This window comes from Thalassolituus alkanivorans, assembly GCF_020447205.1.
Classification (GTDB): Bacteria; Pseudomonadota; Gammaproteobacteria; order Pseudomonadales; family Oceanobacteraceae; genus Venatoribacter; species Venatoribacter alkanivorans.
Genome location: NZ_JAJAEL010000006.1, coordinates 300,950 through 313,578, shown reverse-complemented (window position 1 = coordinate 313,578; position 12,629 = coordinate 300,950). Strand labels below are relative to the sequence as shown.

The window sequence follows — 12,629 nt, the reverse complement described above, 5'->3', positions numbered from 1 at the left end:
CCATTTGTCTACAGGATCTCTGCGTGAAATTTGTTTGCGGTAATCGCCAGCTTGATCTTTCTGTTCCCCGGGTGATGGGGATTCTTAATGTTACTCCTGACTCGTTCTCCGACGGTGGCCGTTTTACTGTGCTGGATAATGCATTGCGTCATGCCGAGCAGATGCTGAATGAAGGTGCAGCCTTGGTTGATGTCGGTGGTGAGTCGACCCGTCCGGGTGCTGCGCCGGTGAGCGAAGCTGAGGAGCTTGAGCGGGTTGTTCCGGTGATTGAAGCCATCGTGCAGCGTCTGGATGTGGCGGTTTCCGTTGATACCAGCAACGCGGAAGTTATTCGTGCCAGTGCTCAGGCAGGTGCTCATCTGGTTAATGATGTGCGTGCACTGACAAGGCCCGGAGCGTTGGCGGCTGCAGCGGCTTCTGGTTTGCCTGTATGTCTGATGCATATGAATGGTGAGCCACAGGTGATGCAGGCAGCCCCGCATTATGATCGTCCGATTGAGGATACAGTGGTTGAGTATCTGGCTCAGCGTATTGCGGCTTGTGAGGCTGCAGGCATTGGTTGGGAGAAATTGCTGCTGGACCCGGGCTTTGGTTTTGGCAAAACTTTTGAGCATAACTTCCGGCTATTGAACCGGCTGGAGCGCTTGCATGAGCTGGAACTGCCTCTGCTGACCGGATTGTCGCGTAAACGTATGATTGGTGAAGCAACGGGAAATTCGGTTGCGGACGAACGGATTGCAGGAAGCGTGAGCGGTGCCGTGATCTGTGCTTTAAAAGGTGCGAAAATACTCCGCGTACACGACGTAAAACAAACAACAGAAGCATTGCGTGTAGTGATTGCCACACAGAGGGAAGGGCATGCCTAGAAAATATTTCGGCACTGATGGTGTCCGTGGTCGGGTGGGTGCATACCCTATTACCCCGGAGTTTGTTATGAAATTAGGCTGGGCGGCCGGGAAGGTTTTTGCTCAGCAGGGGAAAAGCCGTATTTTAATTGGTAAAGACACCCGTATTTCAGGCTATATGTTTGAGTCCGCACTGGAGGCCGGTTTGTCTTCGGCGGGTGTTGATATTGGTCTGCTGGGGCCTATCCCTACGCCGGGTATTGCTTATCTGACCCGGACATTCCGCGCTCAGGCGGGGATTGTTATCAGCGCCTCGCATAATCCGTATTACGATAACGGCATTAAATTCTTTTCCGGCAATGGCGAAAAACTGCCGGATGAAACCGAGCTGGCAATTGAATCCTGGCTGGATAAACCCATGAGCTGTGTCGAATCTGCGCAGCTGGGTAAAGCTGTGCGTATTAATGATGCCGCCGGCCGTTATATTGAATTCTGCAAAGGCACGGTCAGCTCACTGAATCTGCGTGGTCTGAAAATCGTACTTGATTGCGCTCATGGTGCGACCTACCAGATTGCGCCCGCGGTATTTGCTGAGCTGGGCGCGACGGTTATTACCATTGGCGCCCAGCCGGATGGCCTGAATATTAACGAAGGAGTCGGTTCTACCGAGCCTGAGGCTTTGCAGGCGCGGGTGCTGCAGGAACAGGCGGATCTTGGTATTGCCTTTGATGGCGATGGTGACCGGGTGATGATGGTGGATCACCGTGGTGAACTGGTTGATGGTGATCAGCTGCTGTTTATTATCGCGACCCACGCCAAAAATCAGGGCCGTCTGAATGGTGGAGTGGTTGGTACGCTGATGAGCAACCTGGGGCTGGAGCTTGGGCTGAAAGATCTGGGGGTGGATTTTCTGCGTGCCAAAGTCGGTGACCGTTATGTGATGCAGATGCTGAACGAAAACGGCTGGCGCTTCGGTGGCGAATCATCCGGCCATCTGCTGTGTCTGGATGCCAACACGACCGGTGACGGTATTGTTGCTGCACTGCAGGTACTGCAGGCATTGAAAGACAGTGGCACCTCTCTGCATGAATGGCAGAAACGCATGAGTAAAATGCCGCAGGTAATGATTAATGTACAACGCAGCCGTCAGGCTGATGTCATGAGTTTGCCGGAAATTATTCAGGCTATTGCTGCTACCGAAGAAAAGCTCGCCAGTCGCGGTCGTGTCCTGCTGCGTCCGTCGGGCACTGAGCCAGTGGTGCGGGTAATGGTCGAAGGCGAAGACGCGGTACTGGTACAGACACTGGCTGAAGAATTGGCTGCAGTGGTTGAACAGGCCCTGGCATAAGTCTGTTGAATTGCCCGGCAGGCGTGCTGTTGCTTGTCTCGCCGGGGCTTCTTAGATAGTATCTGCGCTCTTTGAATTTAGGGAGACGTCATGCGTCGTTTGTTGGTTGCCGGAAACTGGAAGATGAATGCCTCTGTGGCGATGACCCAGAGTCTGTTGTCGGAACTCCGCGCCGCTCAGATTGACCAGTGTGATGTTGCGGTATTTCCGCCGTTTCCTTATCTGACACAGGCTGGCGAACTGTTGTCAGGCAGCGACATCGCTTTGGGTGCGCAGAACTGTGCAGCTGAAGAGTCCGGTGCTTTTACCGGCGAAGTTTCCGCGCCGATGCTGGCCGATGTAGGCTGCGCCATGGCGCTGGTCGGTCACTCAGAGCGCCGCACTTTATATGGTGAGACTGACGACACCGTGCTGGCCAAAACCCGGCAACTGCTGGATAACAGCATGACGGCAGTTGTCTGTGTCGGTGAAACGCTGGCTGAGCGTCAGGCGGGTCAGGCCGAGGCAGTGGTAGCTCAGCAGCTGAAGCTGTTACTGGAGCAACTGAATGCTGCTCAGTGGCAACGTATTATTCTTGCCTATGAGCCGGTGTGGGCCATCGGTACGGGTGAAACCGCTACGCCGGAACAGGCGCAGGCGATTCATGCGTTTATCCGTTCGCAGCTGCAGGTGCTGGGTGCGGACGTCGCACAGGCGACACGAATTTTGTATGGCGGCAGCGTAAAAGCTGCTAATGCTGCGGAGCTTTTTTCGCAGCCTGATATTGATGGTGGTCTGGTCGGCGGTGCATCGCTCGACGCCACTGAATTTCTGGGTATTTGTCGGGCATAAGGTAAATTATGGAATCCATTATTCTGATCGTTCATATCGTGCTGGCTCTTGGCATCATTGGTTTTGTGATGCTGCAGCAGGGTAAAGGTGCCGACGCCGGCGCATCATTCGGTAGCGGTGCTTCCCAGACTGTCTTTGGCAGCAGTGGCTCAGGTAACTTCCTCAGTCGTACCACCGCAATTCTGGCGACATTATTCTTCGTAACCAGTCTTGGTCTGGGTATTTATGCCAAGCAAAAAGCTGAAGGTTTCACTGATTTAGGAATTCCTAGTCAGGAAGTGATTGAAAAGCTTGAGAAAGATACCCCACTTGTGGAAGAATACGCGCCTTCCTCTGATGCTCCTGAACTGGATGCATCAACCTCTGATGAACCTGCCGTGGAAACCACTGGCAATTAAGGTAAATCAGTTTTAGTGCGGATGTGGTGGAATTGGTAGACACGCCATCTTGAGGGGGTGGTGAGCCTAGCTCGTGCGAGTTCGAGTCTCGCCATCCGCACCAATTTATTCCGGGAAAGCGAACATGGTTCGCTTTTTCTGTTTAAAGCGCCTATAATGCGCGTGCTTTTAGAGAGCACTACTAAAAAGCCCCTCGAGTCAGGGGCTTTTTAGTAGTTGCTTTTCAGAAGCGATTCACGCCGGCAATGCCATGTGTGAGTCTCACAGGAATCTGCGGTAAACGTGGATTCCGGTCTGCATAAAGCAGTAGCGGACTGGGCACAACGTTGCCCAGTTTTTGTTTGTGGTGGGGGTAGTTTTTGGCAAAAGATACGCAATTAGCAGAGCTGTTGGCACCGGTAGTGGAATCCATGGGGTTTACCTATTGGGGGCTGGAGTTTATTTCCCAGGGACGTCATTCCCTGTTGCGTGTTTTCATCGACCATGCCGATGGCATTCTTGTCGACCATTGTGCGGAAGTCAGCCGACAGCTGGGCGCCGTACTCGATGTAGAAGATCCGATCGCGCAGGATTACACGCTGGAAGTTTCGTCCCCGGGGATGGATCGTCCGCTATTCACACTCGAACAATTCCAACAATATGCCGGCCACATTATTGATGTGCGTCTGCGTATGCCCTTTGAAGGGCGCCGAAAATACAAAGGCCAATTAATTGGTGTCGAGCAGCAAGATGTCGTACTCGTCGTTGACGATCACGAATATTTACTGCCGATTGAACTGATTGATAAAGCCAATGTTGTTCCACAATTCAAGGACTAAGGTTGCAGAGCGAGGCTAGAAGATGAGCAAAGAAATTCTCCTGGTCGCGGAAGCGGTATCCAACGAAAAGGGCGTTTCAAAAGAAATTATTTTTGAAGCAATTGAGTCAGCCCTGGCAGCGGCCGCCAAGAAGCGCTACGAAGATGAAGAAGCCACTATCCGTGTGGATATTGACCGTAAAACCGGTGATTACCAAACCTTCCGCAGTTGGTTGGTGGTCAGCAATGATGTGGTTCCGGGGCTGGGCGATGAGCTGACCCTGCAGGAAGCCCACGAAATCGATACCAATCTGCAACCTGGCGACACTTACGAAATCGAAATCGACAACCCTGACTTCGGCCGTATCGCCGCTCAGGCTGCGAAGCAGATTATCGTACAGAAAGTCCGCGAAGCAGAACGTGCGCAGATTGTTGATCAGTACCAGCACCGCGTTGGTGAACTGATTAACGGTACTGTTAAAAAAGTGACACGCGATAACGTTATCGTCGATCTGGGTAATAACGCTGAAGGTCTGCTGCCGAAAGATCAGCTGATTGGTCGCGAAATTATGCGTATGGGTGATCGTGTGCGTGCCATCCTGCATGCCGTACGTCCGGAAAACCGTGGTCCGCAGCTGATGCTGAGCCGCACCATTCCGGAAATGCTGATCGAACTGTTCCGCATTGAAGTACCGGAAATTGCCGAAGAAGTTATCGAAATTAAAGGCGCGGCCCGTGATCCGGGTTCCCGTGCAAAAATTGCGGTAAAAACCAACGACAAACGTATCGACCCGGTTGGTGCTTGTGTGGGTATGCGCGGTGCGCGTGTTCAGGCAGTGACTAACGAACTGGGTGGAAACGAGCGTATCGACATCGTGCTGTGGGATGACAATCCGGCACAGCTGGTGATTAACGCCATGGCTCCGGCTGATGTCGCGTCGATCATTATGGATGAAGAAACCAACACTATGGATGTTGCTGTTGCCTCCGACAATCTGGCCCAGGCCATTGGTCGTGGCGGTCAGAACGTACGTCTGGCTTCCGAGCTTACCGGCTGGGAAATCAACGTGATGACCGAAGAAGAAGCATCCGAGAAACAGAATGAAGAAGCCTCCGGCTTTATCGAAGGATTTATGAAATCCCTCGATCTGGACGAAGACTTCGCCACCCTGCTGGTTGAAGAAGGTTTCACCACGCTGGAAGAAGTGGCTTACGTGCCAATGGAAGAGATGCTGAGCATCGACGGTCTGGATGAAGAAGTGGTTACCGAACTGCGCAACCGCGCGAAAGACGTACTGCTGACTCAGGCCATTGCTTCCGAAGAAAAACTGGAAAATTCCCAGCCGGCGGACGATCTGCTGAACATGGAAGGAATGGAGAAACACCTGGCACTGGTTCTGGCAAGTAAAGGCATTTGTACGATGGAAGATCTGGCCGAGCAATCCATCGATGACCTGTTGGACATTGAACAGATGACTGAAGAAAAAGCGGCGGAATTGATTATGACCGCACGCAAGCCCTGGTTTGAGGGCAACGACTAACCACTGCTCGGCATAGGAGAAACGTATGGCAGATGTAACAGTTAAAGAACTCGCCGACGTGGTAGGGACAAGCGTTGAGCGCTTATTGTCCCAAATGAAAGAAGCGGGGTTGCCACAAACCGCAGCCAGTCAGTCTGTTTCTGATGATCAGAAACAGTCTTTGCTGCTTTTTCTGAAGAAAAGCCATGGTGAAGCAGCGGCAACGCCGAACAAAATTACGCTGAAGCGTAAAGTCACCACGACCCTGAAAACGGGTCAGGGTGGCAAGAAAGCCGTCGCCATTGAAGTTCGTAAAAAACGCACGTATGTAAAACGCGAAGAGCTGGATCTGGAAGCTGAAAAAGCGAAAGAAGAAGCTGCACGTGTTGAAGCCGCCGCTCAGGTTGCTGCAGAAGCTCCTGCCGCTCCGGTTGCAGAAGAAGCTCCGGCAGCCGTTGTTGCTGAGGCCCCTGCCGCAGCAGAAGCGCCGGCCGCAGACGCTGCTGTTGCTGAAAAGCCAGCCGCTAATGCCAAGCCTGCCGCTAAGGCCAAGCCTGCTACCGTCGAAGAAGACGCAGCACAGAAGCGTGCTGAAGCTGAAGCTGCTCAGGCTCGTCAGGAAGAAAACCGTAAAAAGTCGAATAAAACCGTCGACAAAAAACGTGTTGATCTGCGTGAAAACAGCCGCTTCACCGATGGTGGTGAAGACGACCGCAACCGTTCACGTCGTGGCGGCAAGGGCAAGATGAAAGGTGGCCGTGGCCGTCAGCAGTCTGCCAATGAGCACGCGTTTACCCGTCCCACCGCGCCTGTTGTTCACGAAGTTGAACTGCCGGAAGCCATTACCGTTGCCGATCTGGCATCGAAAATGGCGGTTAAAGCCGGTGAAGTGATCAAGACCCTGATGAAAATGGGCGTTATGGCGACCATTAACCAGATTCTGGATCAGGACACAGCCACCCTGGTGGTTGAAGAAATGGGTCACAAAGTGACCAAGCTGATTGCCGATAACGCGCTGGAAGTGGCCGTTACCGAATCCGTTTCTTACGAAGGTGATGAACAGCCACGTGCACCGGTGGTTACCGTAATGGGTCACGTTGACCATGGTAAAACCTCGCTGCTCGACTATATCCGTCGTACCCGCGTGGTATCCGGTGAGGCCGGTGGTATCACTCAGCACATCGGTGCTTACCACGTAGAAACCGATCACGGCATGGTGTCTTTCCTGGATACTCCGGGACACGCGGCGTTTACCTCGATGCGTGCCCGTGGCGCCCAGTCTACCGACGTTGTCATCCTGGTGGTGGCTGCGGACGATGGTGTGATGCCGCAAACCGAAGAAGCCATCCAGCACGCGAAAGCTGCTGATGTGCCGATCGTGGTTGCCATCAACAAAATGGATAAAGAAGCCGCCGATCCTGAGCGTGTGAAGAGCGAACTGTCCGCCCGTGACGTACTGCCGGAAGACTGGGGCGGTACCGTTCCGTTTATCCCGGTATCTGCGCACACCGGTCAGGGTATTGATGATCTGCTTGAAGCGGTTCTGCTGCAGGCCGAAATTCTGGAGCTTAAAGCGCACTTCACCGGTCCTGGTCAGGGCGTTGTGGTTGAGTCCCGTCTGGATAAAGGACGTGGTCCGGTTGCAACCCTGCTGGTTCAGAACGGTACGCTGAAAAAAGGCGACATCGTTCTGGCGGGTACCTGTTACGGTCGCGCCCGTGCACTGCTGGATGAAAATGGTCAGCAGGTGAACGATGCTGGTCCGTCCATTCCGGTTGAGATTCTCGGCCTGAACGGTACACCGGAAGCCGGTGACAACTTCATGGTTGTTGAAAGCGAGAAGAAAGCCCGTGAAGTGGCTGAATTCCGTGAAAACAAAATGAAAGAACTGGTACAGCAGCGTCAGCAGGCAGCCAAACTGGATGCCCTGTTCAGCGGTATGGGTGAAGGTCAGGTTGCTAACCTCAACGTGGTTGTTAAAACCGACGTTCGTGGTTCGCTGGAAGCCATTGTGGCCTCCCTGCAGAAACTGGCGACCGACGAAGTACGCGTAAACGTCGTATCTTCCGGTGTTGGTGGTATCACCGAAACTGACGCGACCCTGGCGGTTGCCTCCGGTGCGGTTATGTTCGGCTTCAACGTTCGTGCGGATAACGCAGCGAAGAAAGTGGTCGAGAATAACGGCGTGGATATGCGCTACTACAGCGTGATTTACGATCTGCTGGACGACGTTAAACAGGCCATGGCTGGTCTGCTGGCGCCGGAACTGCGTGAAGAAATCACCGGTATTGCTGAAGTCCGTGATGTCTTCAACTCACCGAAATTCGGCCAGATTGCCGGCTGTATGGTGATTGATGGTGTTGTCTACCGTCACAAGAAGATCCGCGTACTGCGCGACAACGTTGTGGTCTATGAAGGCGAGCTGGAATCCCTGCGCCGCTTCAAAGATGACGTTGCCGAAGTACGTCAGGGTATGGAATGTGGTATCGGTGTGAAGAACTATCAGGACGTCCGTCCGGGCGACCAGATCGAAGTGTTCGATGTACGTGAAATTGCCCGTACACTCTGATCTGCACCAGCACCTGTAACGGGCCTCCGGGCCCCGACAGCAAAGCCCGGCTCCGTGTCGGGCTTTGCTGTCTCTGACAGACCAGCGCCAGAGCTGTACACATGCCTGACGCTGGGTAACAGAGGATTTAAATATGCCAAAAGATTACAGCCGTACCTCGCGCCTGGGTGAACAGATTCAGCGCGACCTGGCTCATATGATTCAGTTTGAGATGAAAGACCCGCGTCTGGGTATGGTCACACTGAACTACGTAAAAGTTGCCAAAGACCTGGGCTATGCCGACATCTACTTCACTGTGATGGGCGCCAAAGGCGAAACCGATGCCGAAATCCGCAAACAGACTTCAGCCATTCTGAACGATGCGGCCGGTTACCTGCGTAACGAGCTGGCGCGTATTATGCGCACCCGCATTACGCCGCACCTGCGTTTTCATTACGATGAGAGCATGGACCGTGGTCACCACCTGACCGGCCTGATCAAGAAAGCGCTGGAAGAAGATAAAGCCCATCATCAGGATGATGCCGACTCATCTGACAATCAGGGCTGATACATGGCGCGTGGAAAAAAAGGCCGTGCGGTCAGCGGCATTCTGGTGGTCAATAAGCCGCTGGGATTGTCTTCCAATCAGGTGCTGCAACGGGTGAAATTCCTGTTCGGCGCCCAGAAAGCCGGGCATACCGGCGCGCTGGATCCGCTGGCAACCGGCGTACTGCCGATCTGCCTGGGCGAGGCCACCAAGTTTTCACAGCTGTTGCTGGAGTCTGACAAAGGCTACGACACCACCGCGCTGCTGGGCGAAATCCGCTCCAGCGGTGACGGCGAAGGCGAGGTGATTGCGACCGCCGAAGTGCCGCCGCTGACCCATGCTGAAGTGGAAGCGGTGCTCGATCGCTTCCGTGGCGCTGTCGAGCAGGTGCCGCCGATGTTTTCAGCGCTGAAGCTCGATGGCAAGCCGCTGTATGAGCTGGCACGTCAGGGTATGAGTGAAGAAGATATCCGTGCGGTCGCTGAGAAAAAGCGCCGTATCATCACCATCTATGAACTGCTGCTGCGCGAGCAGCGCGCTACCGAGCTGGATCTGTCGGTGCGCTGCTCGAAAGGCACCTATATCCGCACACTGGTGGAAGATATCGGTCAGGCGATTGGTTGCGGTGCTTATGTCAGCAAGCTGCACCGTACTCTCTGCGGGCCTTACCACGCCGGGCAGATGGTCACGCTGGAGCAGGTGCAGGACGCGGCCGAGCAGGGGCATGACGCACTGGATGCGTTACTGCTGCCGACCGAAACCGCTTTGCCTGACTGGCCGGAAGTGGCTCTGACACTGGCGGAAGCGGATAAAATCCTGCATGGACAGCCAGTCAGTACTGGCCTGCCCGCCAGTCCTTCTGTACAATTGTGGGCCGTTGAATCAGGCGTCCGGCAATTGCTTGGCATTGGCCGCATTGACGAAGGCAAGGTAAAACCACAGCGTTTGCTGCAGGTGACACTGCCTTAACCGGAAGTTTTGCTTCAACCGTCGCCATCAGGCGGCACGCATCTCACTGTTAATGTGCACGGTGACGATGATCATATAATCCCGGGCTTCTACAGATGTCCGCGCACATTCATGGAGTAAGTAAAGATGGCATTAACTGCTGCTACTAAAGCTGAGATTGTAAAAGAGTATCAAACTGCTGAAGGCGATACCGGTTCTCCTGAAGTTCAGGTTGCACTGCTGACCCACAACATCGTTGGTCTGCAGAGCCACTTCAAAGAACACGGTAAAGATCACCACTCACGTCGTGGTCTGATCCGCATGGTTAACCAGCGTCGTAAGCTGCTGGACTACCTGAAGCGTAAAGATGCTGCCCGTTACACCGCACTGATCGGTCGTCTGGGTCTGCGTCGCTAAGATCTCAAGCTTGCAGCAAAAGCCCTACGGGGCTTTTGTTGTATCTGGCCAGTCAGGCTATCCTGTTCTGCTTCTGCGGAATAACAACTACCTGCCAAGCTGTGGTGCCAACCCCACTATTCACAGGAATGTGGTGGTGCTTCTAAATATTGGCTTTGCACACGCATCGTTCTGCTCCGGCAAGACAGCGTCTGTCAGAGCAGAGTTAATATTTAGAAGTACCGGCAGTCAGCAGGTTTATCGGTAAATTTAAGGAAATACGAATACATGAGCACAAAACCTGTTGCTAAGACCAAAACCTTTCAGTTCGGTAACGACACCATCACCCTGGAAACCGGCCGTGTAGCCCGTCAGGCCGATGGCGCAGTACTGGCAACCATGGGTAAAACCCAGGTGCTGGCCACTGTTGTTGCTGCCAAAAGCACGAAACCAGGCCAGGATTTCTTCCCGCTGTCTGTTCACTATCAGGAAAAAATGTACGCCGCCGGCCGTATTCCTGGTGGCTTCCTGAAGCGCGAAAGCCGCCCTTCAGAAAAAGAAACCCTGACTTCCCGTCTGATTGACCGTCCTATTCGTCCGCTGTTCCCGGAAGGTTTCATGAACGAAGTTCAGGTTATCCTGACCGTTATGTCTTCTGAAAAAGAAGTGGATCCGGATATCTGCGCCATGATCGCCACCTCTGCTGCTCTGGCAGTATCCGGTGTGCCGTTCAATGGTCCTATCGGTGGTGCCCGTGTTGGCTTCACTGAAGAAGACGGCTACATGCTGAACCCAACCCAGACCCAGATGCAGGATTCCCTGCTGGACATGGTTGTGGCCGGTACCAAAGACGCTGTGCTGATGGTTGAATCCGAAGCTCAGGAACTGACCGAAGACGAAATGCTGGGTGCCGTATTGTTCGCCCACACCGGTTTCCAGTCTGCCATCACCGCCATCAACGAGTGGGTTGAAGAGCTGGGTGTACAGAAGTGGGACTGGACTGCAGAAGCCAAAAACACCGCGCTGTACGAAGCGGTTAAAGCCGAAGCTGCCGCTGGTATCGGTGAGGCTTACACCATCTCCGACAAAATGGCCCGCTACGCCCGTCTGGACGAAGTGAAAAAAGCCGCCGTTGAAAAACTGGCTGCTGGTGAAGGCGAAGAAGGTTTCTCCGCTGACGAAATCGCCGAAATGGTTGGCGAGCTGAAGTACGAAGTCGTACGTAACCGTGTTATCGAAGGCCAGCCACGTATCGACGGTCGTGATAACGACACCGTACGCCCGCTGACCATCGAAACCGGTGTGCTGAAAACCACCCACGGTTCAGCCATCTTCACCCGTGGTGAAACTCAGGCCATCGTTGTCACCACTCTGGGTTCAACCCGTGATGCGCAGATGATCGACTTCCTGCACGGTGCGAAAGACGATCCGTTCCTGTTCCAGTACAACTTCCCTCCATACTCTGTGGGTGAAGCTGGCCGTCTGGGCGCTCCTGGCCGTCGTGAAATCGGTCATGGCCGTTTAGCCCGTCGTGGTATCCAGGCGATGATGCCTAGCCATGATGAATTCCCGTACACCATCCGTGTGGTATCGGAAATCACTGAATCCAATGGTTCTTCTTCCATGGCTTCTGTGTGTGGTGCCTCTCTGTCTCTGATGGACGCGGGTGTACCGATCAAGGCGCCTGTTGCCGGTATCGCTATGGGTTTGATCAAAGAAGGCGACAAGTTTGCCGTTCTGACCGATATCCTGGGTGACGAAGATCACCTCGGCGATATGGACTTTAAAGTGGCCGGTACTGACGAAGGTATCACTGCTCTGCAGATGGATATCAAGATCGAAGGTATCACTGAAGAAATTATGGAAATCGCTCTGGAAAAGGCCAAAGCTGCGCGCTTTACCATCCTTGAGCAGATGAACACCGTGATTGCTGAACCACGTAAAGAACTGGCGGAAAATGCTCCGACCATGTCTACCATGAAGATCCCGTCTGACAAGATCCGTGACGTGATTGGTAAAGGTGGCGCGACCATCCGTGATATCACCGAGAAGACCGGTGCGTCTATCGACATCAACGACAACGGCGAAATCAAGATCTTCGCTGCTGGCAAAGAAGCGTCTGATGCTGCCCGTCAGATGATTGAAGCCATCACTGCTGAAATCGAAGTAGGTACCACCTACACCGGTAAAGTAAGCAAGATCGTTGATTTCGGTGCCTTCATTACCGTTCTGCCTGGTAAAGATGGTTTACTGCATATCTCCCAGATCAGCGAAGATCGCGTAGAGAACGTGTCTGACTTCCTGACCGAAGGTCAGATCGTTAACGTACACGTTGCCGACGTTGATCCTAAAGGCCGTATCAAGCTGACCATGAAAGGTATTGAGCAGCCTGCTTAATTCTTTCTGAGTTAAAAAAAACCGCCCCGGTGCAAGCCGCGGCGGTTTTTTTGTG

General features: G+C 53.6%; 11 protein-coding genes and 1 tRNA gene. All 12 read left to right on the top strand.

The genetic code is table 11. The features are described from left to right. Positions 1-23: 23 nt before the first annotated feature. The 12 genes from folP (at position 24) to pnp (ending at position 12,574) form a co-directional block, all read left to right on the top strand. Positions 24-866, top strand: a complete 843-nt coding sequence (folP, locus tag LGT44_RS03320; RefSeq protein ID WP_230331223.1) for a dihydropteroate synthase — start codon at positions 24-26, stop codon at positions 864-866. After that, on the top strand, positions 859-2,193 hold the full coding sequence (gene glmM, locus LGT44_RS03315) for a phosphoglucosamine mutase (RefSeq protein ID WP_230331222.1): 1,335 nt from the start codon (positions 859-861) through the stop codon (positions 2,191-2,193). Before folP ends, glmM begins: the two co-directional genes overlap by 8 nt. A 90-nt stretch (positions 2,194-2,283) precedes the next feature. Further along, complete coding sequence (gene tpiA, locus LGT44_RS03310; RefSeq protein WP_230331221.1) at positions 2,284-3,024, top strand: triose-phosphate isomerase; 741 nt, start codon at positions 2,284-2,286, stop codon at positions 3,022-3,024. Positions 3,025-3,032: 8 nt separating this feature from the next. Beyond that, positions 3,033-3,422 carry a preprotein translocase subunit SecG gene (gene secG, locus LGT44_RS03305; RefSeq protein ID WP_145466104.1) on the top strand — a complete coding sequence of 130 codons (390 nt, stop codon included), beginning with the start codon at positions 3,033-3,035 and terminating at the stop codon, positions 3,420-3,422. A 17-nt stretch (positions 3,423-3,439) separates the two neighbouring features. Next, positions 3,440-3,525: transfer RNA gene (locus LGT44_RS03300), tRNA-Leu, on the top strand. Positions 3,526-3,781: 256 nt separating this feature from the next. Continuing rightward, a complete protein-coding gene (gene rimP / locus LGT44_RS03295) occupies positions 3,782-4,240 on the top strand; it encodes a ribosome maturation factor RimP (protein ID WP_145466102.1) in 459 nt (152 codons plus the stop codon). Between the two features lie 22 nt (positions 4,241-4,262). After that, complete coding sequence (gene nusA, locus LGT44_RS03290; protein ID WP_145466101.1) at positions 4,263-5,759, top strand: transcription termination factor NusA; 1,497 nt, start codon at positions 4,263-4,265, stop codon at positions 5,757-5,759. Between the two features lie 25 nt (positions 5,760-5,784). Then, positions 5,785-8,307, top strand: a complete 2,523-nt coding sequence (infB, locus tag LGT44_RS03285) for a translation initiation factor IF-2 (RefSeq protein WP_145466099.1) — start codon at positions 5,785-5,787, stop codon at positions 8,305-8,307. 133 nt (positions 8,308-8,440) lie between these two features. Further along, positions 8,441-8,854 carry a 30S ribosome-binding factor RbfA gene (gene rbfA / locus LGT44_RS03280; RefSeq protein WP_145466097.1) on the top strand — a complete coding sequence of 138 codons (414 nt, stop codon included), beginning with the start codon at positions 8,441-8,443 and terminating at the stop codon, positions 8,852-8,854. 3 nt (positions 8,855-8,857) lie between these two features. After that, on the top strand, positions 8,858-9,802 hold the full coding sequence (truB, locus tag LGT44_RS03275; protein WP_230331220.1) for a tRNA pseudouridine(55) synthase TruB: 945 nt from the start codon (positions 8,858-8,860) through the stop codon (positions 9,800-9,802). A gap of 126 nt (positions 9,803-9,928) precedes the next feature. Then, positions 9,929-10,198: a 30S ribosomal protein S15 gene (rpsO, locus tag LGT44_RS03270; protein ID WP_145466093.1), complete on the top strand. Its 270-nt coding sequence runs from the start codon at positions 9,929-9,931 to the stop codon at positions 10,196-10,198. Positions 10,199-10,465: 267 nt separating this feature from the next. After that, the gene (pnp, locus tag LGT44_RS03265; protein ID WP_145466091.1) at positions 10,466-12,574 is read left to right on the top strand and encodes a polyribonucleotide nucleotidyltransferase; all 2,109 of its coding nucleotides are present in this window, start codon (positions 10,466-10,468) and stop codon (positions 12,572-12,574) included. Positions 12,575-12,629 lie beyond the last annotated feature (55 nt).